Origin of the sequence: Amycolatopsis samaneae (assembly GCF_039541975.1) — a bacterium.
GTDB classification, from domain to species: Bacteria; Actinomycetota; Actinomycetes; order Mycobacteriales; family Pseudonocardiaceae; genus Amycolatopsis; species Amycolatopsis samaneae.
In genome coordinates this window covers 239,258-265,933 of sequence record NZ_BAABHG010000008.1, presented here as the reverse complement: position 1 = coordinate 265,933, position 26,676 = coordinate 239,258, and the positions used below count along the sequence as shown (strand labels likewise).

Genomic DNA, 26,676 nt, shown 5'->3' with positions numbered 1-26,676 from the left:
TGCACAGAGTGAACACCTAGCCTTGTCACGGGCCGGTCTCGGTGAAACCGGCACACAGCCCACAACATGTGCATACGCTCCGGAGATGCGACGTACCCATGGTCACGTCGCCGGGACGGGTGAACACCGTCTCGCCGAGTCGGAGCCCCAAAGGGAGGTCGCGTGAGCGACGAGGGTCGCCTGGTCGCCGACCGATACCGCATTGTCCAGCGGATCGGGACGGGCGCGATGGGTGCCGTCTGGCAAGCGCACGACGAGGTACTGGGCCGCACAGTGGCGATCAAGCAGCTGCTGCTTCAGCCGGGACTCGAGGCACACGACGCGGAGGACGCCCGCCAGCGCACGATGCGCGAGGGCAGAATCGCGGCACGGCTGCATCACCCGAACGCCATCTCGGTGTTCGACGTCGTCACCGACAACAACGGCCAGCCCTGCCTGATCATGGAGTACCTCAACTCCACGAGCCTGGCCCAGGTCCTGCAGGAGCGCCGCACGCTGCCGCCCGTCGAGGTGGCGCGGATCGGCGCGCAGGTGGCCGCGGCGCTGCGCGAGGCGCACGCGGTGGGCATCGTGCACCGGGACATCAAGCCGGGCAACATCCTGCTCGCCGGGAACGGCACGGTGAAGATCACCGACTTCGGGATCTCCCGCGCCAAGGACGACGTCACGGTCACCAAGACCGGCATGATCGCCGGGACACCGGCCTACCTCGCGCCCGAGGTCGCCATCGGCGGCGACCCCGGCCCCGAGTCGGACGTGTTCTCGCTCGGTTCCACGCTGTACGCCGCGTGTGAGGGCCAGCCACCGTTCGGTCTCTCCGAAAACACGCTGAGCCTGCTGCACGCGGTCGCCGCCGGGCAGATCAACCCGCCGCGTCAGTCCGGACCGCTGGCCAGTGTCCTCGCGGTGCTGCTCCACCCCGAGGTCGAGCACCGGCCGACCGCCGAGGAGTGCGAAGAGCTGCTCGACGCCGTCGCGCGCGGGGAAACGCCGCTCGGCGGGCCCGCGGACGATACCCTGCACGCGCCGACGGCCGGGGTGCTCGGCGCCGCCGCGGCCGGTGCGGGAGCGGGCGCGCTCGGCGCCGCGGCGCTCGCGGGCGAGGACGAGATCCCGGCCGGGCACTCGGGCACGCTGCTCGACGGCCCGGCACCCGAGGGCCAGTACTACGACGACGAGGACGACTACGCGCCCGCCTCCGGCTACCCGGAGGACGACTACGACCGGCAGGGCTATTACCCGGACGAGCACTACGACGACGGGCACGGCCAGTACGACGACGGGCACGGCGCCCCGCGCACCGCGCTGATGGCGGCGGGTACCGCGCCCGAGCGGACCGAGCTGATCGGCGACCCGTACGACGACTACGACCAGCCGCCGCCTCCCGCTCGCGGCCGGACCACGCCCGAAGACGACGAGAACGACGAGAAGTCCGGCGCGTGGAAGAAGCCCGCGATCATCGGCGGCATCGTCCTGGTCGCGCTGGTCGGGCTCGGGGCGTGGCTGCTTGGCTCGAACAACCCGGAGACCCCGGCGGCGCCCCCGCGGCCGGCGCCCAGCTCCGCCCCGCCGTCGACCTCGGAGTCCGCACCGTCCACTTCGGAGAGCCCGACGACCACGGAGTCGTCCGTGGTGCCCTCGACGAACGACAACACCCCGACACGGCGCACGACCCCGCGGAACACGCCGACCAACAACAACCCGCCGCCCACCAGGGAGACGACCCCGACGCCGGAGACGACCCCGACGAAGCAGACCACGCCGACCACTCCCACCACTCCGAAGACGACGCCGCCGACGTCGCCGACGTCATCAACCACGCCCTAACCTGGAGTTCGTGGTGAGTTCTGAAGGCAGCATCGTCGGGGGCCGGTACCGGCTGGATCAGCCGATCGGCCGGGGCCGCGCGGGCATCGTGTGGCTCGCGTTCGACACCCGGTTGTTCCGCACCGTGGCGATGAAGCGGATGTACCTGCCCGTCGGGCTGCCGCCCGAGCGCGCCGAGCAGGCGCGGGCGGCGGCGATGCAGGAGGGCAAGGACGCGGCGCGGATCGAGCACCCCTGCGCGATCAAGGTGTTCGACGTCCTGCCCGACGGCGAGGACATCTGGCTGGTGATGGAGTACATCCCCTCGCGCAGCATGTCGACGTTCCTGACCGAGCACGGCACGCTCACCCCGGAACAGGCGGCGTCGCTCGGCATCCAGCTGGGCAAGGCGCTGACCGCGATCCACGCGGCGGGGATCGTGCACCGCACGCTCGAACCGGGCACGGTGCTGCTGGCCGACGACGGCGGGGTCAAGCTGACCGACATCGGCATCACCGGCGGTGGCCCGACCCCGGCCTACCGCGCGCCGGAGGTGACCCGCGGTCTTCCGCCGTCCATGCCCGCCGACGTCTTCTCGCTCGGCGCGACGCTCTACGCCGCGGTCGAGGGGCTCGCGCCGTTCGGTGAGGACGGGCAGTCCTCGGAACGGCCGCCGCAGCGGGCGGGTGTGCTCAGCGGCGCGCTGCGCAAGATGCTGCGGGCGGATCCGCTGGTCCGGCCGACCATGGCCGACACCGTCCACTCGCTGAGCGCGATCACCGAGGGCAAGGAGACGGCGTTCATCCCGCCGACCGCGCCGGCGATGCCGACCGTGCCCGCCTCGTGGCCGGTCACCGCGGCGCAGGTCCCGCAGCAGCTGCCGGTCTCCCCGGTACCGCTCCCGCAGCAGCAGGTCGCGCCACAGCAGGCGGCGACCCAGCAGATGCCGCACCCGATGGCGACGCAGCAGTACGCGCCGCCGACGGCTCAGGCGGCGCCGCCGTCGGCCGCGGCGCCGGTGCGGCCGTCCCCGGCCGGGTCGTCGCGACCCGGGATGTCCCCGACGACCCGGAAGTGGGTGCTCACGGTGGCCGCGATCGTGGTCGCGGTGCTCGTCGGCATCGGCATTTCGGAGCTGCTCTTCCTCTAGGACACCTTGCCCGTCGCCTCGCGCAGCGCGTCGAGCAGCGTGCACACGGCCGGTCGGCTGCGGGCGCGTTCGGCCACCGCCGCGTGGATGGAGCGGAACGGGCCGGGGTTACGGACCCTGCGCGTCACGACGCCGGGATGCGGGGTGCCGAGCCCGAGGTCGGGGATGAGGCCGACGCCGAGACCGGCGGCGACGAACCCCTGCGCGGTCTGGTAGTCCTCGGACTCCACGACGAAGTTCGGCGCGAAACCCGCCGACGCGCAGGCGTCGAGCAGGATGTTGCGGCAGATCCCGGGTATCCCGTCGATGCCGACCCATGGCTCGTCGGCCAGTTCGGCGAGGTCGACCACGCGTTCACGGGTCAGCGGATGTGCCTTCGGCAGCACCGCCCGGTACGGATCGTCGAGCAGGTGCACGAACTCGACGCCCTTGGCGTCCGAGCGTTGGTGCGGGGTCACCACGATGGCGACGTCGGCGTGGCCCCGCTCCACCTCGGGCAGCGGGTCGTCCGGTTCGACGAGCTTGAGGTCGAGCCGGACGCCAGGGTGCTCGCGGCGCACCGCGGCGATGGCGGGCGGCACCAGTGCCGCGCCCGCGGTCGCGAAGTAGCGGATGCCGAGACTGCCCGTGCGGCCCGCCTTGAGTTCGGTGAGCGCCGCTTCGGCACGGGCGAGCTCGGAACTGAGTGTCTCCGCGTGCTCGGACAGCAGCGCGCCCGCCGGGGTGGGCCGCACACCGCGGCCGACGCGCTCCAGCAGCTCGACCCCGGCCTCACGCTCCAAAGTGGACAGCTGCTGGCTGATCGCGGACGGGGTGTAGCCGAGGTTGCGCGCCGCGGCGGTGATCGATCCGCTGGTGATCACCGCGCGCAGCACCTGCATGCGCCGCACGTCCAGCATGCCTCAATACTACAGATCTCCTTAACTGTTCGTGTAGTTATATTCGCTTGTCCTTACGTCTTCTCGCGGCGAGGCTGGGGGTGATCGTTTGAGGAGGACTGGGGTGAGTGAGACCAAGACCCTGCTGCGGATCGCCGCGCTCGCGCTGATGTGGGGGTCGAGTTTCTTCTGGATCAAGCTCGGGCTCGAGGCGTTGTCACCGGTGCAACTGGTGCTCGCGCGGGTCGCGCTCGGGGCGGTGGTGCTGATCGCACTGTGCCGGCTGTTCGGGGACCGGCTGCCCGCCGACCGCCGGACCTGGGGACACCTGGCGGTGGCCGCGTTCTTCCACAACGCGCTGCCGTTTCTCCTGTTCGCGATCGGCGAGACCACTGTGGACTCCGGCATCACCGGCGTGCTGAACTCGACGACCCCGCTGTGGGTGCTGGTCGTGGCGCCGATGCTCGGCGTGCCGAGCCGGATGACGCCGGTCCGGGTCGCCGGGCTGATCGTCGGGCTCGCCGGGATCCTGCTGATCTTCGCACCGTGGCAGGCGTCCGGGCTGCTGAGCTGGGGCGCGCTGGCCTGCCTCGCGGCCGCGGCGAGCTACGGGTTCGCGTTCGTCTACGAGGGCCGCTACCTGTCTGGAGCCGGGGTGTCGCCCTACGCGCTTTCCGGCGGCCAGATGCTGCTGGCGACCGGGTTCCTGCTGCTGGCGCTGCCGGTCGGCGGGCTCGGCCCGATCCACCTTGGCCCGGTGCCGGTGATCGCCGTGCTCGTCCTCGGCATCGGGTCGACCGGGATCGCGTTCGTGCTGAACTACCAGCTGCTGGCCAGTGAGGGCGCGGTCGCGGCGTCGGTCGTCGGCTATCTGCTGCCGGTGGTGTCGGTGCTGCTCGGGGCCGTGTTCCTGCACGAGCGGCTCGACCTCAGGGTGATCGCCGGGATGCTCGTCGTCCTCGGCGGCGTGGCCCTCACCCGCCTCCGCAAAAGGGAGCAAGGGACCTTTGCTACCGCCCGGCCCGACGGGTCCGAAACGGAGCGGAAGTCCCTCGCCTCCGCCACCGAATGACCTCGCCCCTCCCCGCAATCGCCACACCAGCCCCACCCGCCCCACCAGAGTGCATTTAGCGGGCTAAACGCGCTCTTTAGGGTGCGCACGCAAGTTTTCGGAAACGGAGCGGTACGGGGCCAGAGCCGGTCACCTTGGGGCGCTGGGGGTCCCAAGGTGACCGGCCCGGCACGGGCGGCGGGTCAGAGGCGGAGCCGGGGCCAGTCCGCGGTGTCGCGCAGGAGCTGCCGGTCGTGCGTGGCGAGCACGACGGCCGCGCCGGTCGCGGTCAGCGCCTCGGTCAGTTCCTCGACGAGCGTCATCGACAGGTGGTTCGTCGGCTCGTCGAGCAGTACGACGTGCGGTCGCGACGCCAGCAGCAGCGCGAGGTCGAGCCGTCGTTGCTGGCCGATCGACAGCTCGGACACCCGGCGCCGGGCGTCGGCCGCCGACAGCACACCCAGCCGAGCCAGGGACACGACCTCCGCTTCGCGCAGCCGCCCCGCGACGACGAGTTCGCCGACCGCCGCGGCGTGGACGTCCCGCGCGGATCGCCGTGACGACACGGGCGACTCCTGCGCCAGCAACGCCACCCGGGCGGCCCGCGCCCGGCGCACCGTCCCGGACGCCGGCGCGAGCGCACCCGCGAGCAGCGACAGCAGCGTCGACTTCCCGGCGCCGTTCGCGCCCGTAACCACCAGGCGGTCCCCCGACCGGAGCGACACCGAACACGGCCGGGTCAGCCTGCCGCCGACCGTGACGTCCTCGGCCGCCAGCACCGTCACGCCCGGCATCACCGGGAGTTCGGGCACCTCCAGCCGCAACGGCGGTTCGGGGACGGCGACGACGTGCGCTTCCAGATCCTCCTGCCGACGGTGCACCGCCCGCACCAGACCCGGTGCCCGCGTCGCCCGGGTGTGCCTGCCCGTCCCCTTCGCCGGGCGCCACCCGGTCGAGAGCCGGTCCTGCGCCGCGGCGAGGTCCCCGGCCAGCCGCTGGTGCTCGGCCTGCTGCTCCCGGTACTCGGCGAGCCAGCGCTCACGCTCGGCACGGCGGCCCTCGCGGTAACCCGCGTAGCCACCGCCATAGGTGCGCGGACGCCCGTCCCGGGTCGGGTCGAGGTCGAGCACCGCCGTGACGACGTCGCTGAGCAACGCCCGATCGTGGCTCACGAGCACCACTCCACCGGGGTACTCCCGAAGCCGCGTCGTGAGATGCGCGAGACCGCCGGCGTCCAGGTGGTTGGTGGGCTCGTCGAGCAGGAGCAGGTCGTGGCCGGCGCCGAGCAGGCACGCCAGCCGGACGCGGTACCGCTGGCCGACCGACAGCGTCGCCAGCGGCCGTGACCGATCGGCGACGGCACCGAGCGCGGCCAGCGAAAGGTCGACACGGCGGTCCGCGTCCCACGCGTCCAGCGATTCCGCCGCCGCGAGAGCGGTGGCGTAGCGCTCTTCCGCGCCGGGCCGTTCCTCGGCCAGTGCCTCGGTCGCGGCGTCGAGTTCCGCCACGGCGAACCGGGCGTCGGCCAGTTCGACGTCGATCAGGTCCCCGACGGTGCGGTCGTCCGCGATCGGCATTTCCTGGTCCGCGACACCGAAGGTGCCGACCAGCCGCACCGAGCCGCTGTCCGGTGCCAGCGCACCCGACAACGCCTGCAGCAGCGTGGTTTTCCCGCGTCCGTTCTCCCCGACGACGCCCAGGCGGATGCCCGGGGAAACCGTCAGGTCGACGCCGGTGAGCACGGGTTTGCCGCCCCGGGCGACGTGCAGGTCCGACGCGGTGAGATGCGCCCGATGGCGCGCGGGTACGACTAAAGAGCGAGTCATGACTTCCTCCTGTGACGGACACCCGCGCACTGCCACCGGAAATCCGGGAGCGCGCGGCGGTATCCGTGTAGTCCGAAATGGACAGTGGTCACCGGGAACAGGGACCCCGGAACACCCACGGGCCCTGTTGGTGCCATCAGAGGAAGTAGTGGTACATCACGGCATCGACGGTAACGGAGCCGCGAACGGCACCGCAAACGCTTTTACCGTACGGTGGCTACACCAGGCGGCGGTCGGAAGCCCAGCGGGAAAGCTCGTACCGGTTGGACAGCTGGGTCTTGCGCAGCACGCTCGACACGTGCGTCTCGACCGTCTTCACCGAGATGAACAGTTCGGCGGCGATCTCCTTGTAGGCGTACCCGCGGGCGAGCAGGCGCAGGACATCGCGCTCGCGTGGCGTCAGCAGGTCCAGCTCGGGGTCGTTGATCGGCGCCGACCCCGGCCGGTCCGCGAAGGCGTCCAGCACGAACCCGGCCAGCCGCGGCGAGAACACCGCGTCGCCGTCGGCGACCCGGACCACCGCGCGCACGAGTTCCTTCGACGAGATCGTCTTGGTGACGTAGCCGCGCGCCCCGGCCCGGATGACCGCGATGACGTCCTCGGCCGCGTCGGACACCGAGAGCGCGAGGAACACGACGTCCGGCAGCTCCGGGCGCACCCGGCGCAGCACCTCGGCGCCACCGCCGTCGGGCATGTGCACGTCGAGCAGGACCACCTGCGGCTTCACCCTGGCGATCCCGGCGACCGCCTCGCCGACCGAACCCGCCTCGCCGACCACCCGGACCTCGTCGGTGATGGCGTCGAGCTCGGTGCGCACCCCGGCGCGGAACAACGCGTGGTCGTCGACGAGGAAGACCTTCACCGGCTCCCGCGCCTGCTGGTTCTCCGTCACGTTGCTCCCCTCGTCGGCCGCGTCTTCGAGCATAGCGGCCTCAGGCGACACCCTTGCCCGCCTTCACCGGCATGGCGAGCTGGACCTCGGTGCCCTCTCCCGGCGCGGTACGCAGTTTGCACGTCCCGCCGTGCCGGTCCATCCGCCCGCGGATCGAATCGGCGAGTCCGTGCCGGTCGGCCGGGACGACGTCCGGGTCGAAACCCTTGCCTCGGTCACGCACGAAGACCGTGACCTCGGTGGGCTCGACCTCCGCGTAGACGCTGACCTCTTCGACACCGGCGTGCTTGGCGGCGTTCACGATCGCCTCACGCGCGGCCTGCACGAGCGCGGTCAGCGACTCGTCCAGTTCGGCCTCGCCGACGACGACCTGCCCGACCGAGATCGCGAAGGTGTCCTCGACCTCTCCGCACGCGGTGGCCAATGCCTCCGACAGCGATCCGGCGCTGACCGAGGCTTCGTCCTTCTTCCCGCTTTCCGCGCTCTTGCCGTACCCGGACGGCCCGTAGAGCCAGCCGCGCAGTTCCCGTTCCTGGCCACGTGCCAGCCGCGCCACCTCACGCGGGGAGTCGGCCTGCTTCTGGATCAGCGCAAGCGTTTGCAGCACCGAGTCGTGCAGGTGCGCGGCGATCTCGGCGCGCTCGTCGGTCCGGATGCGGGCCTTGCGCTCGTCGCTGAGGTCGCGGACGAGGCGGATCCAGAACGGCACGGTCAGCACCGCGACCCCGATGAGCGTCGCGAGCACCGCGATCAGCGCGAACTGGACCTGGTCGAAACTGCCGGACCGCAGGACGACCACGCCGATGCCGGTCATCACCAGCGCGACGCCCGCGACGACGCGGATGACCGCCTTCCAGCCGCCCCCGCCGAGGAACGCCCCGGCGACGCTGTCCTTCGCGCCGGTGCGCCAGCGGCGCCGCTGCGACTCGTCGGCCTCCCGCCAGACGACCGCGGCACCGATCATCGCGACCGCGAGCGGTACCGCGACCCAGCCGCTGATGAACCCGGTGAGCGTGCCGCTCGCGACGGCGAGCCCGACCCCGAGCGCGACCAGGCCGAAGGCCTGCTGCCGTTCCTTGCCGGTGGTCTCGGGCTGTTCGGCGTCCTCGGCGCGCTGCTGGACGAACACCCACAGCAGGCCGTAGGCCAGTAGCCCGGCCCCGTTGACCGCCGCGAGCAGCGCGAACGCCGTACGGACCCAGACGACCGGTACCCCGAGGTGGTCGGCGAGGCCGCCGGCCACCCCCGCGATCGCGCGGCCGGACCGGCGCCGGAACATCTTCGGCGGCCCGGCGGGCGCGACCGGCACGATGGGCATGGCCGGCGCCGCGGCCTGCGACGTCACCTGCTCGGCGGTGTCCTGGTCGTGGGAGTCCTGCACACCGTCCATCGTCACACGCCGCGACGTGGTGATCCATCAGGGAAACCCCTGACCCTGGGACTCTGGGGAAACCTCAGGGTCCATCCCGGATGTCCGGGGCGCGCGCGTGCCCCATGCTTTGCGGTATGAGTGGTGCGAGTGAGTCGCGGACCTCGAAGCCTCGGCTGGTGAACGACTTCGAAGAGACCGTGAAGGACTTCTGGGTGAGCAGGCCACGACGGCCGTTCTCCGGGCGGAAGTTCGCGGGCGTGGCCGCCGGCCTGGGAAACCGCTACGGCATCGACCCGGTCGTGGTGCGGGTGGCGCTGGTCGTCGCGACCGTCTTCGGCGGCTTCGGCGTGGCCTTCTATCTCCTCGGCTGGCTGTTCTTCCCCGGCGAGAGCGACGAGGTCTCCGGGTTCGAGGCGCTCATCGGGCGTGGCCGTTCGTCGGTGTCGCCCGCGTTCGCCGTCCTGCTGTGCGTGGCCCTGCTCCCGTCCGTGTTCACCGCCTTCGGCGGGGGCGGCTGGTTCGACGGCGGCGGTCTGCTCGGGCTCGCGCTCACCACCGCGACGCTGTACCTGCTGCACCGGGGCCGCGGCAGGTTCAACCGGCCCGATCCGGTGACGCCGCGGGGCAAGCACGCCACCACACCCTTCGCCACCGCGGGGTTCGCGGAGACTTCACTGGGGAACGGAGCTTTCACGATGACCGACACGACGACCGCGCAGGCGCCGTCGTCCACGGGTTTCGACCCGCTGGCGGCCGACCCGGCGGGCTGGGACCTGCCGGAGGCCGCGCCGCCGCCGGAGCCGCCGCGGCCGGGACCACCGCCCGGATCACCCGCGCCGAGGGGGCGCCGGTCCCGGATCGGCTCGGCGGCGTTCGGGCTCGCCGTCCTCACCGGCGGCGCCGGGGTCGCGCTGAGCCTGGACGGCAACAGCTGGTTCACGCTGCCGCACATCATCGGCATGATGCTCGCCGTGGTCGGGGTCGGGCTGGTGGCCGGGGCGTTCCGCAACGGCGGGCGCGGGCTGATCGGTCTCGCGGTGCCGCTGGCGATCGCCGGGATGGTGCTGACCACCGTGCCGTTCGACAACTTCACGCTGCGCGGCGGCGTCGGTGACCTGAAGGCCACGCCGCGGACGGCGGCCGAGGTGCTGCCGAGCTACCAGCACACGGCGGGAGACATCCGCCTCGACCTGACCGGGCTGCCCACCGGGGAGCCGATCACCACGACGGTCACCAACGGCGCCGGCGACACCAAGGTGATCGTGCCCGAGACGGCCGACGTCACGGTCACCTGCAAGTCCGACGCGGGCCAAGTGGACTGCCTCGACCACGGCTCCTCCGGCGTCGGGCAGAGCCCGACCGTGGTGACCGACGACGGCACCGACGGCCCCGGCGGCCAGAAGATCACCCTGACCGTGACGAACACCCTGGGCGATGTGGAGGTGCGCCGTGGCTGAGGACAACCCGTACGCCTACGACGAAGGTCCGGCCGAGACCACGGCCAAGCCCGCGAGCCGCGGTGTCGACGCGTTCACCCTGATCATCGGGATCGCGACGCTGCTGGTGTCCGGCTACGTGCTTTCGGACGGCGCGACCTGGCTGCCCCGCTTCGACTTCCGCTGGATGATCGCGGGAGCCGCGGTGTTCGTCGGGGTGCTCCTGCTCGGCGCGTCCTTCCGCAAACGCCGCCACTGACCACTTCTCACACGGAGGCCCCGGGTCCCCTCACCCGGGGCCTCCCCCTTTTGGTGTCCGTGGTGTCACGGGAGCGCGCGGGTCACTCCCACTCGATGGTGCCCGGCGGCTTGCTCGTGACGTCGAGGACCACGCGGTTGACCTCGGCCACCTCGTTGGTGATCCGGGTCGAAACGCGCTCCAGCACCTCGTACGGCAGGCGGGTCCAGTCGGCGGTCATCGCGTCCTCCGAGGACACCGGCCGCAGCACGATCGGGTGCCCGTAGGTCCGGCCGTCGCCCTGGACGCCGACACTGCGGACGTCGGCGAGCAGCACCACCGGGCACTGCCAGATGCTCCGGTCGAGACCGGCGGCGGTCAGCTCCTCGCGGGCGATCGCGTCCGCCGCCCGCAGCGTCTCCAGGCGCTCGGCAGTCACCTCGCCGATGATCCGGATGCCCAGGCCCGGCCCGGGGAACGGCTGGCGCTGCACGATCGTCTCCGGCAGGCCCAGTTCGAGGCCGACCCGGCGCACCTCGTCCTTGAACAGCAGCCGCAGCGGCTCGACCAGCTCGAACTGCAGGTCGTCGGGCAGGCCGCCGACGTTGTGGTGGCTCTTGATGTTCGCCGCGCCCTCGCCGCCGCCGGACTCGACGACGTCGGGGTAGAGGGTGCCCTGCACCAGGAACCGGTAGTCGCCTTGGGCCTTGAGGTCGCGCTCGGCCTGCTCGAACACGCGGATGAACTCGCGGCCGATGATCTTGCGCTTCTCCTCGGGGTCGGTGACCCCGGCCAGCGCGCCGAGGAAGCGCTCCCGCGCGTCGACGGTCACCAGGTTGACCCCGGTGGCGGCGACGAAGTCGCGCTCGACCTGGGTGCGCTCGCCCGCCCGCAGCAGCCCGTGGTCGACGAACACGCAGGTCAGCCTGTCGCCGATGGCGCGCTGGACCAACGCGGCGGCGACCGCGGAGTCGACGCCGCCGGACAGCGCGCAGATCGCGCGCCCCTCGCCGATCTGCGCGGCGACACGGGCGACCTGCTCGTCCACGATCGACGCTGTCGTCCACTGTGGACGGACACCGGCGATGTCGTGCAGGAAGCGGCGCAGCACCTCCTGGCCGTGCGGCGAGTGCGCGACCTCGGGGTGGTACTGGACCCCGGCGAAGCGGCGCTCGACGTCCTCGAACCCGGCGACCGCGGCCCCCTCGGAGGACGCGGTGACGACCGAGCCCTCGGGGGCCTTGGTGACGCTGTCGTTGTGGCTCATCCAGGCCGTCTGCCTGCTGGGCAGCCCGGCGTGCAGGACACCGCCCTCGCCCTCGACCCGGACCTCGGTGCGGCCGAACTCGCGGATGCCGGTGGGCTCGACGGTGCCGCCGAGCGCGCGGGCGAGCACCTGGTGGCCGTAGCAGATGCCGAGGATCGGGACGCCCGCCTCGACGAGCTCGGCGTCCATGTTCGGCGCGTGCTCGGCGTAGACGCTGGCCGGGCCACCGGACAGGATGATCGCGGACGGGTTCTTCGCCATGATCTCGGCGGCGGTCGCGGTGTGCGGCACGACCTCGGAGTAGACCTGCGCCTCGCGCACCCGCCGGGCGATCAGCTGCGCGTACTGCGCCCCGAAGTCCACGACGAGAACCGGACCGGTGGGACTGGGCACCTACGACCTCCTGGCGACGGCGAGCACGCTACTGCTCCTATCGTCCCAGGTGGGCCGGGTCACCCGGGACCCAGCCCCCGCCCGCTCCCCACGCTCTCCCCCACCTCGTCCCCACCTCGTCCCCGCCCCGGTCCCACCGCCCCATCAGCCCCACGCGCCCCAAGTGAGTGCATTTAGCGGGCTAAACGCGGCGCTTAGCGGGCGCAAGCAATCAAATCGGCGGGTAACGAGGACTGTGGCTGACCTCGATCGGCCCTACCGTCGGAGGACATGAGCATCGACTGGCCGGCCCAGCTCGCCGAGCAACTCGACTGGCACTGGCACAACCACCTCCGCCCCAAACTCGCGGACCTGACCGACGACGAATACCTCTGGGAACCCGTGGACGGCTGCTGGACCGTGCGCCCGCGCCGGGACGGCGACGACGCCGGGCTGGGCGGTGAGCGCGTCATCGACTGGGCCCACCCGGCGCCGGAGCCGCCGCCGGTGACCACCATCGCCTGGCGCCTCACCCACGTCATCGTGGGTGTCCTCGGCCTGCGCGCCGCCTCCCACTTCGGCGGTCCGTCGATGGACTACAGCACGTTCCCGTACGCGCTCACCGCGGCCGACGCGCTGAAGCAGCTGGACGATGCCTACGCGAACTGGATCACCGGTGTCCGGGGGCTCGACGACGAGCGCCTCGCCCAGCCCTGCGGCCCCGCCGAGGGCCCCTACGGCGACCTGCCGATGGCCACCCTCGTCCTGCACATCCACCGCGAGACCATCCACCACGGCGCCGAGGTCCTGTTGCTCCGCGACCTCTACCGGAACCGCCACACCAGTCACTTCAGCCCCAGCTGAGTGCAGTTAGCGGGCTAAACGCGGCGCTTAGGCACGCTAAGGAGCGCGTTTAGCCCGCTAAACGCGCTCCTCGGCGGAAGCGGGGCGAGGCAGCAGGAGGAAGCCGAGGGCCATGCCGAGGAGCGTGGGCAGGCCGTGGTTGTCGTGCAGCAGGGTGCCGACGATCGCGAGCGCCGGGATCACGAGCGCGCCGAGCCGCAGCCGCGCTTCCACCGGGACCCCGCACCGGGACGGCGCCAGCAGCACCGCCGTCGTCAGCGCCCCGAGCAGCCCGGCGACGCACATCGAGTTCCCCGCCCCGACGGGGTTCAGCCACAGGTAGCTCATCGTCTGCCCGAACAGGCCGCAGCCGAAGTAGAGCACCAGCCACCGCCACCGGCCGAACACCCGCTCCGCGGCGAACCCGAACAACGCCAGCACCGCCAGGTTGAACACGAGCCCGAGCGCCCAGCCGTCCTGGAAGAACATCCCGGTACCCAGCCGCCACCACTCGCCGGCGTCGATCGCCGCCGCGTCGCGCCGCACGTGGTCGTACAGGGCGGGGACGAGGAGCTGCACGACACCGGTCAGCGCCGTCACGACGAACACCACCGCGGTCAGCACCGGCCGCCGGGGCGCACCGATCCGGGCGAAGACGGCGAAGTACGGATTCCGGGCCGCCAGGCGGGACTCGACAGTGCGCATGGGGAAAAGGTAATTCGGCGACGCGGGACCCACCCACGACGTTTGTCACCACTCCACCCGGCGAAGTGTCGCCGGGAACCGGCCGCGACCCGCCGGGTGACCCGGTCGGGTGGGGATGCGCACCGGCGGGACCGGCGGCGAATACCTTGGTGCGCATGGACATGATCACCCCGGATCCCCGCCCCTCCTGGATCGCCGGACGCCCCGAGCAGGGCGCCTCGACACTCGTCGTGCGGCACCCGTACGACGGCAGCGAGGTCGCGACCGTCGCGGTGCCGGGTCCGGACCAGGTCGAACGCGCGGTCGCCGCGGCCGCGTCGGCGGCGAAGGAGTTCCGGCGCACCCCGGCGCACGTCCGCGCCACCGCGCTCGACCACGTCTCCCGCGCGCTCGGGGCCCGCGCCGAGGAGATCGCCGAGGTGATCACGGCGGAGAACGGCAAGCCGCTCAAGTGGGCCGAGGCGGAGGTGAACCGCGCGGTCTCGGTGTTCCGGATCGCCGCCGAGGAGGCCCGCCGGTTCAGCGGGGAGGTCCAGCGGCTGGACGCCGACCCGTCCGGCGAGGCGCGGCTGGCGCTGACCCGCCGGGTGCCGCGCGGGCCGGTGCTCGGGATCGCGCCGTTCAACTTCCCGCTCAACCTCGTGGCGCACAAGGTCGCCCCGGCGCTGGCCGTCGGCGCCCCGATCATCGTCAAACCGGCCCCGCGCACCCCGCTGTCCGCGCTGGTGCTCGGCGAGATCCTGGCCGAGACGGAACTGCCGGAGGGCGTGTTTTCCGTGCTGCCGCTGGGAAACGAGGAGACCTCGGCGCTGGTGGCCGATGCCAGGCTGCCGGTCGTGTCCTTCACCGGCTCCGGCCCGGTCGGCTGGTCGCTCGCCGACGCCGCGCCGCGCAAGCACGTCGTGCTCGAACTCGGCGGCAACGCGGCGGCCGTCGTGCTGCGGGACTGGCCCGACCCCGAAGGCGCCGCCCAGCGCATCGCGACGTTCGGCAACTACCAGGCGGGACAGTCGTGCATCGCGGTCCAGCGGGTGATCGTCGACGCCGCCGTCGCCGACGAATTCCTTCCGGCGCTGCGGGAAGCCGTCGAGGCACAGCGGACCGGTGATCCCTACGACCGCAACACCGACGTCGGCCCGGTCGTCGACGAGGCCGCCGCGGAGCGGATCGAGGCGTGGATCGGCGAAGCCGTGGCGGGCGGCGCGAAGGTGCTCACCGGCGGAACCCGCGAGGGCGCGAGCGTGGCGCCGACGTTGCTCACCGACGTGCCCCCGGACGCGAAGGCGTGGGCGGAGGAGATCTTCGGCCCGGTGCTCGCGGTGTCCGTTGTGGACGGTGTGGACGAGGCGTTCGCCGCGGTCAACGAATCCGCGTACGGTTTGCAGGCCGGGGTGTTCACCACCGACGTGCAGCTGGCCTTCCACGCCTCCTCGGAGCTGGAGGTCGGCGGCGTGATCATCGGCGACGTGCCCTCCTACCGGGCCGACCAGATGCCTTATGGCGGCGTCAAGGGCTCCGGCGTCGGCCGCGAAGGCGTGTTGTCGGCGATGAACGACCTCACCGAGGAGCGGGTCACGGTGTTCACCGGGATCGAGCTCTAGGCGGCCACTCCCTGGGCGAAACGGAACACGCCGTCCGGGTCGTAGGTCTTCGCGACCTGCTTGAGCCGGGCGGCGTTGTCGCCGTAGTACGCGGTGGCCCAGTCGGGCAGGTCGGGATCGATGTAGTTGACGTAGCCGCCGCGCGCCCCGGCGGTGGCGAGCCCCGCGACGACCTCGCCGACCGACCGGGTCACCGCGTCCCGGTTCCCCGCCGTCGCCCGCGCGTAGACCTGCACGCTGGCGATCGCCTTGCGGTGCCAGAAAGCGGTTTCCGTCGGTGCCACGTCACTCACCGCGCCACCGAGGCTGTCGATGAGCAGATCCGTTCCGGACCGCCCCGACGCGAGCTCGGTGATCTTGCCGCCGTCCACGGGTTCGGTGATGATCCGCGAAGAGGCCACAAAGGACTCACGGTCCTCGCTGCCGGAGAAGTAGTCCATCGCGGCCGCGTAACCCATGCCGCGCGCGCTGCGCGAGGTCGGCGTCGCCCCCGACCGGGACACCAGGTCGTTCAGCAACGGGGCCAGCGCGGCGGAACCGCCGACGTAGCACCCGCCGACGCGGCACTGCACCGGGGAACCGCCGGAGATCGTGAGGGTCGACCAGAGTTCCCGCGGCGCGGCCGAAACCCAGGACTGCCAGGCGTTCAGCACGTCGTCCGCCGCACCTGACGGGAACTTCAGCGAGAACGTGGTGACACTCGGCGCCGGGTCGGTCCGGAAGGTGAACGAGGTGACCACACCGAAGTTCCCTCCGCCGCCGCCCCGCAGCGCCCAGAAGAGATCCTGTTCGGACTGGGCGGACGCCGTACGCAGTTTGCCGTCCGCCGTCACGATCCGCGCGGACTCCAGGTGGTCACAGGTGAGGCCGTACTTCCGGGTGAGCACACCGATCCCGCCGCCGAGGGTGAGCCCGGCGATGCCGACGCTCGGGCAGGAACCGGCGGGCAGGCTGCGCCCCGCCCTGCCGAGCGCGGCGTAGACGTCCTTGAGCCGGGCACCGGCCCCGACGACGACCCGATCACCCTGTACGTCCACAGTGGACATCTTGCCGAGGTCGAGTACCAGACCGCGGTCGGGCACCGAGTATCCGGCGTAGCTGTGCCCGCCGCCGCGCGCCGCGATCGGGAGCCGCCGCGCGGCCGCGGTGACGCACGCCTGGACATCCTCCGCGCTCACGCATTTCACCACCGCGGCGGGTGTGTGCCCGTCGAAGAGCGGGTTGTAGCCGCGCTTGGCGGTGTCGAAACCACCGTCGCCGGGAAGCACGAGCCCGCCGGAAAGCTTGCCGCGCAAGGCGTCCCAGTCGGGCGGACCCGACGGCGGCGGACTGGCCGATGTGGACGGTGTGGCCGGCGGCCGCGCGGGCGGGACCGACGGCGACGTGCCGCGGCCCGGCGAGCACGCGACAGCCACCGCGCCGACGGCCGATGCCCCGGCCAGCCGTAGGAACGTCCTTCGTCCGACACTCATGCCCTGATAGACGTCCGTGGCGCGGCACGGTTGCGCGGCCTCACCCACCGACGGCATCCGCCACCAGCCCGGCCAGCAGCGCGGTGAGCGCGAACTCGAACCGTTCGCCGTGCCGCGCGCCCTCCGCCAGCGCCCGCGCCAGCAGCGGAAACTCCGTCGCGTCGAGCTCGCCGAGACTATCCACATCGGACATTTCGGCGCCGGGCGTGCGCCCCGCCTCGGCGAGCGTGTGCCCGAGCACGAACGTCATCACGGTGTTCAGCACGTCGAGCGCGCGGACCGGCCCGAATCCGGCGTCGACGAGCACCCGGAGCGCGGCCTCCACGTGCCCGAGCGCGACCCGGCTGGTCACCGGCCGGGTCGCGGCGAGGGGCAGCACTCCGGGGTGTGCCAGCAGCTCGGCGCGGTACGCGCGGGCGAGCCGCCCCAGCCACCGCTCCCACCGCTCCCCCGGCTCGGGCCGTACCCCGCCCATCGGCACGGTGAGCCGATCGACCAGTGCCTCGAACAACGCGTCCTTGCTGGGCACGTAGTGGTAGAGGGTCATCGCCTCGACGTCCAGCGCGGCGCCGAGCTTGCGCATCGAAAGCGCGGCGACCCCGTGCTCGTCGACGAACTCCAGCGCGACGTCGACGATCCGCTCCCTGGTCAGGCCCGCGCGCGGCCGGGCCCGTCGATCGCTCATGACACCCCCTTGACGTTTCTTACACCGTAAGAGCAGACTAGCCGGACAGCTACTCTTACAGCGTAAGAAACGAGGAGACATGAGCACACCGGGCAAGGCCGTCCTCCGGCGATTCCTGGATCACCTCAACGCCCACGACCTGACCACGATCGACGAGGTGGTCGCGGACGACGTCGTCGAGAGCGGGCCCATCGTCGTCGACGCGCCCAGCGGCGGGATCGAGAACTTCCGGACGGGCTGGGCGCGGATGCTCACCGCGTTCCCGGATCTCCGTGTCGAAGCCGAGACGATGCTCGCCGAGGGCGACCGGGTGGCGGCGACCATCTCGCTCTCGGCCACCAACACCGGGTACTACCGGCGCGGCGAGGCGACCGGCAGGCACGCGACCTGGCGCGGCTTCGTCGTGGTCCGCGTGCGCGACGGCAGGATCGCCGAGATCGACGCGCAGACCGACCGTTTCGGCATGCTGCGCCAGCTCGGCATCATCGGCGACGACGACGAGCTCGCGGCGCCTCGCCAGGCGTCGTGATCCGGGCTAACGGCGCAGCGCGGCGGGCGCGTTCGCGGGGACGGCCGGGTTCTTCGGCGCGATCGGCGCCAACCGGACGTAGCCCGCTTCCTGTCCCGGCCGCGCGTCCGCCTCGCCCTTGTTCGGCCAGAACGAGAACGCGCGCTCGGCCTGCGCGGTGATGGTGAGCGACGGGTTGACCCCGAGGTTCGCCGTGATGGCCGCGCCGTCCACAACGGACAGTCCGGGGTAGCCGTACACCCGGTGGTACGGGTCGATGACACCCTCCTCGGCGGTGGCGCCGATCGGGACGCCGCCGATGAAGTGCGCGGTGAGCGGGATGTCGAAGATCTCGCCCACCGTCCCGCCCGCGATGCCGCCGATGTGCGCCGCGGTCCGCTGGTTGGCCTCGTACCCGGCGGGGATGAAGCTCGGGTTGGGCTCGCCGTGCCCCTGCTTCGAGGTGTACCGGCGGCGCCCGAACAGCCCGCGTTTGGTGTAGGTGGTGATGGAGTTGTCGAGGCTCTGCATCACCAGCAGGATCACCGTGCGCTCGCTCCAGCGGTACCCGTTGAGCAACTGTGCCGTCTGGATCGGGTGCCGGAGGACGAACTTGAGGGCCTGGCGCCAGCGCGGGACCGGCAGGGAGCCGTTGGTGGCGATGGTCTGCAGCAGGCTCATCGCGTTGCTGCCCTTGCCGTAGCGGACCGGCTCGATGTGGGTGTCCTCGTCCGGGTGAATGGACGAGGTGATCGCGACGCCGCGGCTGAAGTCCCGCTCCGGGTCGACCCTGGTGCGCCCGGCGCCGATGATGGCCTCGGAGTTGGTGCGGGTCAGCTCGCCGAGCCTGCGGGACAGCTTCGGCAGCGTGCCGGTGTCCTTCATCCGGTGCAGCAGGTTCTGCGTGCCCCAGGTCCCCGCTGCGAGCACCACCTGGCCCGCGGTGATGGTGTGCCGGAACCTGCGCGAGGTCGTCCCGGTCTTCCGCAGGCTCACCTCATAGCCCTGACCTGCGTTTAGCGGGCTGATCGCGGTCACGGTGGTGAGCGGGATGACCTTGGCGCCGTCCTGCTCGGCGAGGTAGAGGTAGTTCTTGACCAGCGTGTTCTTCGCGCCGACGCGGCAGCCGGTCATGCACGAGCCGCATTCGGTGCAGCCGACGCGGTCGGGCCCGGCGCCGCCGAAGTACGGGTCCTTCACCTGTTCGCCCGGCTTGCCGAAGTACACCCCGACCGGGGTCGGGTGGAAGCTGTCGGCCACGCCCATGTCCTTCGCGACGTCACGCATGACGACGTCGGCCGGGGTGATGGTCGGGTTGGTGACGACCCCGAGCATGCGGCTGGCCTGGTCGTAGTGGGGGGCGAGTTCGGCCTCCCAGTCGGTGATGTGCGCCCACTGCCGGTCGGCGTAGAACGGCTTGAGCGGCCGGTAGAGCGTGTTGGCGTAGACCAGCGAGCCACCGCCGACGCCGGCGCCCGCGAGCACCATGACGTCGGAGAGCATGTGGACGCGCTGGATGCCGAAGCAGCCGACCTGCGGCGCCCACAGGTAGCGCTTGAGATCCCAGGACGTCTTCGCGAACTCGTCGTCGGCGAAGCGGCGGCCCGCCTCGACGACGGCGACGCGGTAGCCCTTCTCGGTGAGCCGGAGCGCGGCGACGCTGCCGCCGAATCCGGATCCGACCACGACGACGTCGTAGTCCAGCTCTTGCCCGGTGGTGGTGTTACTGGCAGTCACACCTTGAGCGTAACCCCGCCCACGCCACCTGACCAGAGGTAAGTTACCCGCCGGTTACCTCGGCGCCGAAGCGCGTTTAGCCCGCTAACTGCACTCTGCTGGGGCGCATGGGGCTCCTGTGACACATCACCGGGGCAGGTGCGCACCGCGAGACACCGCCACCCCGCCTCCGGCCCCAAATGCGTTTAGCCCGCTAAACGCACTCGCGCCGGAGGCGGAGAGGACGTTGAGCGGGCTGAACGCGTCGAGCGGGACGGATCAGGCGCGGACGGTGAGGCCGACGCGCTGGAACTCCTTCAGGTCGGAGTAGCCGGTCTTCGCCATCGCCCGGCGCAGCGCGCCGAAGAGGTTCACGACGCCCTCGGCGTCGGACGAGGGGCCGAACAGCAGCGTCTTGAGGTCGACGGCGTAGTCCGGCCCGGCGGCGACGCGGGAGCGCGGCAGCGACGGGTGCGCGGCGGCTGCCGTCCAGTACAGGCCCTGGCCGGGCGCGTCGGACGAGGCGGCCAGCGGCGCGCCGAGCATGACGGCGTCGGCCCCGCACGCAACCGCCTTCGCGATGTCGCCCGAGGTGCCGATCCCGCCGTCGGCGAGTACGTGCACGTAGCGGCCGCCGGTCTCGTCGAGGTAGTCGCGGCGCGCGGCGGCGGCGTCGATGATCGCGGTCGCCATCGGGACACCGATGCCCAGCACCCGGTCGGTGCTGGTCACGCCCGGGGTGGCGCCGTGGCCGACGATGACGCCCGCCGCGCCGGTCCGCATGAGGTGCATCGCGGTGCGGTAGTCGCTGACCCCGCCCGCGATCACCGGGACGTCGAGACGCCCGATGAAGTCCTTGAGGTCCAGCGGCTCGGCGTCGCGCTGGACGTGCTCGGCGGAGATGATCGTGCCCTGCACGACCAGGATCTCGACGCCGGCCGCGAGGAGATCGGGCGTCAGCTCGGCGGCGTGCTGCGGGCTCACCCGCGCGGCGACCGTGACCCCGGACTCGCGGACGGTCCTGATCGCCTCGGTCAGCAGGTCGAGCCGGATCGGTGCCGCGTGCAGTTCCTGCAGCACCCGCACGACGGCGGTCGGGTCCTCGGTGTCCTCGGCGGCGCGCACGAGCCGGAACATCGCGTCCTCGACGTTGGCGTGCCGCGCCCAGAGCCCCTCGGCGTTGAGCACGCCGAGACCACCGAGCTCGCCGACGGCCACCGCGGTGCCCGGCGAGACGATCGCGTCGGTCGGGTGGGTGATCAGCGGCAGGTCGAACCGGTACGCGTCGATCTGCCACGCGGTGGACACCACCGAAGACGACCGGGTGCGCCGCGAGGGCACGATCTCCACGTCGTCGAGGCCATACGCCCGCCGCGCGGTGCGGCCCATGCCGATCTCGACCAGATCCCGCACGGTAAGTCCCTTCTCGTGGTCACACCCCAGTCTGCCGCTCCATTGTCGCTAGGCCGCGTGGGTGACCTGCGCACGGGGCACCCCAACCCGCCCCACCTCTCCGCGCCCACCCGCCCCGAAGTGCAGTTAGCGGGCTAAACGCGGCGCTTAGGCATGCTAAGGAGCGCGTTTAGCCCGCTAAACGCGCTCCGGGGTGTGACGGGGTCAGGGGGTCAGAAGGAGACCTTTTGGACGGAGTCGGCGCGCATGACGGCCTCCTGCCGGAACTCCTTCTTGTAGTCCGCGCGGATCTGCTCGATCTCGGTGTTGGCCTTCGCGGCGTCGGCGAACGAGTACACGATGACGATCACGTGCGAGCGCTCGTGCACGATCTGCCCGTTCGCGCCCTTCCACTGCCCCTTGCCGGGCAGCTCGGTGAAGCCGTTCGGGAAGGCGCGGGTGAGCTCCTTGTCCGAGAAGATCCCGAACTCGGTGTCCGTCACCTCGGTGCCGTCGGGCTTGCCGGTGCCGAAGTACAGCTCGGTGCGCTTCCACACGTCACCGGGCGCCGCCGAAGCGTCCGAAGCGGCCGAACCGCCGGAGGGCGCCGCCGTCGCCGAGGACGCCGCGAGGCCCCCGCCGACTCCCAGCACCGCCGCCGCGGCCACCGCCGCCACCGTCCGCCGCGAAACCACCCGCCGTGAAACCGACATCCGTCCGTCCCTCCTGGAAAACCGAAACCGGTCGACACCCGGGAGTCTTCCGGGTGCCGACCGGTGGAAGGAACGGCTGAACGGGCTGTCTACCGGGTCGTGTAGTTCGGCGCCTCGACGGTCATGGTGATGTCGTGCGGGTGGCTTTCCTTGAGCCCGGCCGCGGTGATCCGCACCAGCTGCGCCTCCTGCAGCTCCGGGATCGTGTTCGCCCCGGCGTAGCCCATGCCCGCGCGCAGCCCGCCGACGAGCTGGTGCACGACGTTGGCCAGCGGACCGCGGAACGGGATCCGGCCCTCGATGCCCTCGGGGACCAGCTTGTCCTCGTTGAGCACGTCGTCCTGCGCGTAGCGATCCTTCGAGTACGACTTCGCCTCGCCCCGCGACTGCATCGCGCCCAGCGAGCCCATCCCGCGGTAGACCTTGAACTGCTTGCCGTTGACCAGGATCAGGTCGCCCGGCGACTCCGCGGTCCCGGCCAGCAGGCTGCCCAGCATCACCGTGGACGCGCCCGCGGCGATCGCCTTCGCGATGTCGCCCGAGTACTGGATGCCCCCGTCGCCGATCACCGGGACCCCGGCCGGACGGCACGCCTGGTCGGCCTCGTAGATCGCGGAGATCTGCGGGACGCCGACCCCGGCGACGATCCGGGTGGTGCAGATCGAGCCCGGCCCCACGCCGACCTTGACGCCGTCGACACCCGCGTCGACCAGCGCCTGCGCGCCCGCACGCGTCGCGACGTTCCCGCCGACGACGTCGACCGCCTCGCCGAGCTCCTTCTTCAGCAGCGCCACGGCGTCCACGACGGCACGCGAGTGGCCGTGGGCGGTGTCCACCATCAGCACGTCGACCCCGGCGTCGGCCAGCGCCATCGCGCGCTTGTGCCCGTCCACGCCGACACCGACCGCGGCGCCGACGACCAGCCTGCCGTCCGGGTCCTTGGTGGCCCTCGGGTACTGCTCGGTCTTGACGAAGTCCTTGACGGTGATCAGCCCGCGCAGCTTGCCCGCGCCGTCGACGATCGGCAGCTTCTCGATCTTGTGACGGCGCAGCAGCCCGAGCGCCGCGTCCGCGGTGACACCGACCTGCGCGGTGACCAGCGGCGCCTTCGTCATCACGTCGCCGGCCGGGCGGGTGTGGTCGACCTCGAAGCGCATGTCGCGGTTGGTGATGATGCCGACCAGCGTCCCGGACGCGTCGGTCACCGGGACACCGGAGATCCGGAACCGCGCGCACAGCGCGTCGACCTCGGCCAGCGTCGCGTCGGGCGCGCAGGTGACCGGGTCGGTGACCATGCCGGCCTCGGACCGCTTGACCACCTCGACCGCGGCGGCCTGCTCGTCGATCGGCATGTTGCGCTGCAGCACCCCGATACCGCCCTGACGGGCCATCGCGATCGCCATCCGCGCCTCGGTCACGGTGTCCATCGCGGCGGAGACCAGCGGGACCCCCAGCGTGATGTTGCGGGTCAGCCGCGTACTCGTATCGACCCCGCTCGGCACGACGTCCGATTCGGCGGGCAGCAGCAGCACGTCGTCGAAGGTCAGCCCGAGCATGGCGAACTTGCTCGGCACGGGTGCGGTCACGCTGTCGCTGGTCATAACGTGCGAAGGGCCTTCCTGGCGGGGGATGATCAGGGCCGCGATACGACGCTGTGGGCCTTCCCCTCATGATATCCGGGCCGGACACCGCTCCCGGGCGGGTGGGGCCGGGCGGGTGGGGTGCTCCCCGGTCCGACCGGTACCGTGCAGGCCGTGCCGCACGATGTGTTGCCCCCAGACCCCTTCGCGGATGATCCGGACGACCCGGCCCGCGCCTTCCTCGACAGCGACGACAGGCTGGACGAACCGATCACCCCCGACGAGCGCACCGAGCTGCTGGCCGACCTCTCCGATCTGGCCGTCTACCAGGCACTTCTCGAGCCGCGCGGGGTGCGCGGCATCGTGGTGGACTGCGGCGAGTGCGACGAGCCGCACTACCACGACTGGCACCTGCTGCGGGCCAGCCTGGAGCAGCTGCTCGCCGACGGCCGGATGCGGCCGCACGAGCCCGCGTTCGACCCGAACCCCGGCGACTATGTGAGCTGGGACTACTGCCGCGGCTTCGCGGACGGGGTGACGGCGAACGAAAGCGCCTACTGACGCTGCTGACGCCGAAAAGGGCCTTGGTGAGATCGCTCACCAAGGCCCTTTTCTTCGGCTGTGCGCCGGTTACGGCGTCGATTCGACGGCTTGCCCCTGCTGGCCCTGACCGCCCGCGCCCGTTTCGCTGCGCGGTGTGCCGCTGCCGCCCGGGTTGTTGCCGGTGGCCGGGGTGGTCGTGGTGACCGGGGGCGGCGGGGTCGTGGTCGGCGTGACCGGCGGCGGTGGCTGCGACGAGGACGAGCTGGTCACCGGGAGGCTGGTGCTGCCCCCGCTGCCCGGCAGCGTCGACGGGGCCCCGCTCGCTTGGTTCGACGGGGTCGTGGACGGGTTCGACGGCGGCTGAGCGGGCGGCTGGCCCGGTGGCTGCGCGGGTGCCGTCGGGTCGTCGAGCTGGGCGGACAGCTGACGGTGCTGCTGGATCAGCTGGTCACGGTTCTCCGCGTCGGTGACCTGGCTGAGCGCGGCCTGCGCGTCGGCGAGCGCCTTGCGCGCGAGGGCGAGGTTGCCCCCGGCGAGCGCGAGGTTCGCCTTCTCCAGGTCCAGCTTCGCCGCGGCGGCGGCCTCGACCGACCGCGCGTGGTCGGCGTAGAGCACCTTGGTGAGTCCCCAGAGCGTGTCCCCGGGCTGCGCGTCGCGCGCGGCGAGCCCGGTGCCGGTGAAGGCGATGGCCAGCACGGCGGCGGCGGCCGCGACCGGCACGAGCATCCTGCGCCGGCCCCGGCCGGACTTCCGGCGGCGGGCCAGTGTCGCGGCGCCGACCGTGCGGACGGCGGTGTCGACGTCCACGAGCTCGGCGAGCGGCTCGCTGTCGATGTCCCGTCGCCAGGCGACGAGAAGTGCGTTGAGTTCCTGGTCGCCGAGGCTGTCGGCGATCGCCGGGTCCGAGCCGCCGAGGGCGTCCAGCAGGGCATCGTCGGCCTGTACGGCGGACAGGTCGGCGGCGAACTCCGCTTCGGAGGCCGTCATCCCGTTGCCCCACGCTGCCGAGCCCGCGGTCTGCTCGTGCTCGGCGCCCGGTCTGTTCTCACGCTCACGCCCGGTCACTCAGATCACCTCCTCGGCGGCGAGGACCTTGCGTAGGCGCGCCAGCGCCCGGTGCTGGGCGACCCGGACCGCGCCGGGCGTCGAGCCCACCGCGTCCGCCGTCTCCTCGGCGGAAAGCCCGACGACCACCCGCAACACCACGATCTCCCGCTGTTTGTCCGGCAGCACCTGCAACAACTGCGACATCCGCTCGTTCAGTTCACCTTGCAGCGCGCGCTGCTCCGGACCGACCCCGCCCTCGACCTCGTCGGGCACCTCAGCCACCGGTTCCGCGCGGTTGCGGGCCGCGGCCCGATGCGCGTCGGCGACTTTGTGCTGGGCGATACCGTAGACGAACGCCAGGAACGGGCGCCCCTGGTCACGGTACGAAGGCAACGCCGTGAGCACCGCGAGACACACCTCCTGCGCGACGTCGTCTGCCGAAGCGAACGAACGCTCCTGCCTGCCAACCCTGGCCCGGCAATACCGCACGACCAGTGGACGGATGGCCGCCAACAACCGCTCGACCGCCTGTGGATCACCCTCGACGGCAGCGGCGACCGGCTCATCCAGTCCATCCCCCACATTGGCCATCGCAGACAACAGTCCCAGTGTTACGTGTAGGCGTGCAAAGAACCCGGCGCATGGTTACTCTCCCCGTGCGCCGGTCACATCTACCGTACCTTCGGCCGGTCGACGTCGTCCGCTCACGGTCCACCCCGGCGCGCCGTGGCGGCACCGGGGCGTGCGGTCCGGCCCCACCTGGCCGTTCCGCGCAAAACATCTGTTCAACGAGCAAGCGGCCAGACAGGTACGTGGCCCGGTTTCGGCCGGGCCGGGAAAAGCGTGCCCGAGTTAACGGATGGATAACACCCAGGGTGATCGGAAACACAGTTACGGGCCAGGGCTGGCGTGCCCTGGCCCGTCGTCACCCGTACTGCCGTTCAGGAACGAGGTGCTCGTTCCGGGGTCAGGAGACCAGGCCGCGACGGAAGCCGTGCGCGACGGCCTGCGCGCGGTCGCGCACGCCGAGCTTGCGGAACAGGCGCCGGGCGTGCGTCTTCACGGTGTCCTCGGACAGGTACAGCTCGCGCCCGATCTGCCCGTTGCTCTTGCCCTGGCTCATCCCGCGCAGCACCTGGAGCTCGCGTTCGGTGAGCTGGACACCGGGGTCGGACGGCTGACGCGGCGCCGGTACCGAGGTGCTGGCCAGCGTGTGCGCCAGCGCGGCGACCAGCTCCGGACGGGAGGCGTCCCACCGGAGGTAGCCGCGGGCACCGCCGGCGATCGCGGCGGCGATACTGCCCGCGTCGTCCGGGGCGCCGAACACGATGACGTTGGCCTGGGGGTTCGCGGAAACGAGCCGACGTGTGGCCTCGACACCCGTCGGGACGGCGCGTTGCGTCCCGACCAGCACGACGTCCACCGGCTGGCGGGAGTACCGGGCCAGCAGCTCGTCACCGTGCGCTACGCAGTCGATGCGACTGACCCCAGGGACCGCGGACATCACACGGGTGAGCCCTTCACGGACACTGCGTCGGTCGTCGCAGATCAAGACCGTCGTCACGGGGTTTCCTTCCTGCAGC

General features: G+C 71.8%; 24 protein-coding genes. 9 read left to right on the top strand and 15 right to left on the bottom strand.

The genetic code is table 11. The features are described 5' to 3' along the window. Positions 1–162 precede the first annotated feature (162 nt). Positions 163–1,827 carry a serine/threonine-protein kinase gene (locus ABD987_RS22575; protein WP_345396930.1) on the top strand — a complete coding sequence of 555 codons (1,665 nt, stop codon included), beginning with the start codon at positions 163–165 and terminating at the stop codon, positions 1,825–1,827. 13 nt (positions 1,828–1,840) lie between these two features. After that, positions 1,841–2,956, top strand: coding sequence for a serine/threonine-protein kinase (locus ABD987_RS22570; RefSeq protein ID WP_345397519.1), 1,116 nt, complete (start codon positions 1,841–1,843; stop codon positions 2,954–2,956). Here ABD987_RS22570 and ABD987_RS22565 read toward each other — a convergent pair. After that, entirely contained in the window at positions 2,953–3,855 is a 903-nt protein-coding gene (locus tag ABD987_RS22565) for a LysR family transcriptional regulator (protein WP_345396927.1), read from the bottom strand. The two genes, ABD987_RS22570 and ABD987_RS22565, sit on opposite strands and share 4 nt — an antisense overlap. A gap of 103 nt (positions 3,856–3,958) precedes the next feature. On the opposite strand from ABD987_RS22565, the gene ABD987_RS22560 reads away from it, so the two are divergent. After that, positions 3,959–4,906, top strand: coding sequence for a DMT family transporter (locus ABD987_RS22560; RefSeq protein ID WP_345396924.1), 948 nt, complete (start codon positions 3,959–3,961; stop codon positions 4,904–4,906). A 182-nt stretch (positions 4,907–5,088) separates the two neighbouring features. Here ABD987_RS22560 and ABD987_RS22555 read toward each other — a convergent pair whose 3' ends face one another. The 3 genes from ABD987_RS22555 to ABD987_RS22545 form a co-directional block, all read right to left on the bottom strand. Continuing rightward, positions 5,089–6,711 carry an ATP-binding cassette domain-containing protein gene (locus ABD987_RS22555; RefSeq protein ID WP_345396921.1) on the bottom strand — a complete coding sequence of 541 codons (1,623 nt, stop codon included), beginning with the start codon at positions 6,709–6,711 and terminating at the stop codon, positions 5,089–5,091. Between the two features lie 217 nt (positions 6,712–6,928). Next, a complete protein-coding gene (locus ABD987_RS22550) occupies positions 6,929–7,636 on the bottom strand; it encodes a response regulator (RefSeq protein ID WP_378214148.1) in 708 nt (235 codons plus the stop codon). 7 nt (positions 7,637–7,643) lie between these two features. After that, complete coding sequence (locus tag ABD987_RS22545) at positions 7,644–8,993, bottom strand: PspC domain-containing protein (RefSeq protein ID WP_378214149.1); 1,350 nt, start codon at positions 8,991–8,993, stop codon at positions 7,644–7,646. Positions 8,994–9,109: 116 nt separating this feature from the next. Here ABD987_RS22545 and ABD987_RS22540 point away from each other — a divergent pair, with 116 nt between their 5' ends. After that, on the top strand, positions 9,110–10,432 hold the full coding sequence (locus ABD987_RS22540; protein ID WP_345396915.1) for a PspC domain-containing protein: 1,323 nt from the start codon (positions 9,110–9,112) through the stop codon (positions 10,430–10,432). Next, positions 10,425–10,670: a hypothetical protein gene (locus tag ABD987_RS22535; RefSeq protein ID WP_345396912.1), complete on the top strand. Its 246-nt coding sequence runs from the start codon at positions 10,425–10,427 to the stop codon at positions 10,668–10,670. The genes ABD987_RS22540 and ABD987_RS22535 overlap by 8 nt, the downstream gene beginning before the upstream one ends. An 82-nt stretch (positions 10,671–10,752) precedes the next feature. Here ABD987_RS22535 and guaA read toward each other — a convergent pair whose 3' ends face one another. Further along, complete coding sequence (gene guaA / locus ABD987_RS22530; RefSeq protein ID WP_345396909.1) at positions 10,753–12,309, bottom strand: glutamine-hydrolyzing GMP synthase; 1,557 nt, start codon at positions 12,307–12,309, stop codon at positions 10,753–10,755. A 270-nt stretch (positions 12,310–12,579) separates the two neighbouring features. On the opposite strand from guaA, the gene ABD987_RS22525 reads away from it, so the two are divergent. Beyond that, positions 12,580–13,152, top strand: coding sequence for a DinB family protein (locus tag ABD987_RS22525; RefSeq protein WP_345396906.1), 573 nt, complete (start codon positions 12,580–12,582; stop codon positions 13,150–13,152). Positions 13,153–13,209: 57 nt separating this feature from the next. On the opposite strand, the gene ABD987_RS22520 is transcribed toward ABD987_RS22525, so the two are convergent. Beyond that, positions 13,210–13,836 (bottom strand): rhomboid family intramembrane serine protease, encoded by a 627-nt coding sequence (locus ABD987_RS22520; protein WP_345396903.1) that lies wholly within the window; start codon positions 13,834–13,836, stop codon positions 13,210–13,212. A gap of 155 nt (positions 13,837–13,991) precedes the next feature. Between ABD987_RS22520 and ABD987_RS22515 the strand changes: the two genes are divergently transcribed. Further along, the gene (locus tag ABD987_RS22515) at positions 13,992–15,437 is read left to right on the top strand and encodes an aldehyde dehydrogenase family protein (RefSeq protein WP_345396900.1); all 1,446 of its coding nucleotides are present in this window, start codon (positions 13,992–13,994) and stop codon (positions 15,435–15,437) included. Here ABD987_RS22515 and ABD987_RS22510 read toward each other — a convergent pair. Both ABD987_RS22510 and ABD987_RS22505 read right to left on the bottom strand, forming a co-directional pair. Beyond that, positions 15,434–16,909: an FAD-binding oxidoreductase gene (locus ABD987_RS22510; RefSeq protein ID WP_345396897.1), complete on the bottom strand. Its 1,476-nt coding sequence runs from the start codon at positions 16,907–16,909 to the stop codon at positions 15,434–15,436. The two genes, ABD987_RS22515 and ABD987_RS22510, sit on opposite strands and share 4 nt — an antisense overlap. A 40-nt stretch (positions 16,910–16,949) precedes the next feature. Further along, a complete protein-coding gene (locus ABD987_RS22505) occupies positions 16,950–17,594 on the bottom strand; it encodes a TetR/AcrR family transcriptional regulator C-terminal domain-containing protein (protein WP_345396894.1) in 645 nt (214 codons plus the stop codon). Between the two features lie 79 nt (positions 17,595–17,673). Here ABD987_RS22505 and ABD987_RS22500 point away from each other — a divergent pair, with 79 nt between their 5' ends. Beyond that, positions 17,674–18,123, top strand: coding sequence for an ester cyclase (locus ABD987_RS22500; protein ID WP_345396891.1), 450 nt, complete (start codon positions 17,674–17,676; stop codon positions 18,121–18,123). Between the two features lie 6 nt (positions 18,124–18,129). Here ABD987_RS22500 and ABD987_RS22495 read toward each other — a convergent pair whose 3' ends face one another. The 4 genes from ABD987_RS22495 to guaB form a co-directional block, all read right to left on the bottom strand. Then, complete coding sequence (locus ABD987_RS22495; protein ID WP_345396888.1) at positions 18,130–19,839, bottom strand: FAD-dependent oxidoreductase; 1,710 nt, start codon at positions 19,837–19,839, stop codon at positions 18,130–18,132. Positions 19,840–20,097: 258 nt separating this feature from the next. After that, positions 20,098–21,231, bottom strand: coding sequence for a GuaB3 family IMP dehydrogenase-related protein (locus tag ABD987_RS22490; protein ID WP_345396885.1), 1,134 nt, complete (start codon positions 21,229–21,231; stop codon positions 20,098–20,100). A 212-nt stretch (positions 21,232–21,443) separates the two neighbouring features. Continuing rightward, positions 21,444–21,923, bottom strand: coding sequence for a DUF3574 domain-containing protein (locus tag ABD987_RS22485; protein ID WP_345396882.1), 480 nt, complete (start codon positions 21,921–21,923; stop codon positions 21,444–21,446). 89 nt (positions 21,924–22,012) lie between these two features. After that, on the bottom strand, positions 22,013–23,524 hold the full coding sequence (gene guaB / locus ABD987_RS22480) for an IMP dehydrogenase (RefSeq protein WP_345396879.1): 1,512 nt from the start codon (positions 23,522–23,524) through the stop codon (positions 22,013–22,015). Between the two features lie 144 nt (positions 23,525–23,668). Here guaB and ABD987_RS22475 point away from each other — a divergent pair, with 144 nt between their 5' ends. Then, a complete protein-coding gene (locus ABD987_RS22475) occupies positions 23,669–24,064 on the top strand; it encodes a DUF5319 domain-containing protein (protein ID WP_345397513.1) in 396 nt (131 codons plus the stop codon). A 69-nt stretch (positions 24,065–24,133) separates the two neighbouring features. Here the strand turns inward: ABD987_RS22475 and ABD987_RS22470 are convergent, their stop codons facing one another. The 3 genes from ABD987_RS22470 to ABD987_RS22460 all read right to left on the bottom strand — a co-directional run bounded on the left by ABD987_RS22470 (position 24,134) and on the right by ABD987_RS22460 (position 26,657). Next, positions 24,134–25,111, bottom strand: a complete 978-nt coding sequence (locus ABD987_RS22470) for an anti-sigma-D factor RsdA (RefSeq protein ID WP_378214150.1) — start codon at positions 25,109–25,111, stop codon at positions 24,134–24,136. Further along, positions 25,112–25,684 (bottom strand): sigma-70 family RNA polymerase sigma factor, encoded by a 573-nt coding sequence (locus tag ABD987_RS22465; protein ID WP_345396876.1) that lies wholly within the window; start codon positions 25,682–25,684, stop codon positions 25,112–25,114. 376 nt (positions 25,685–26,060) lie between these two features. Beyond that, entirely contained in the window at positions 26,061–26,657 is a 597-nt protein-coding gene (locus ABD987_RS22460) for a response regulator transcription factor (protein WP_003073605.1), read from the bottom strand. Positions 26,658–26,676: the final 19 nt, after the last annotated feature.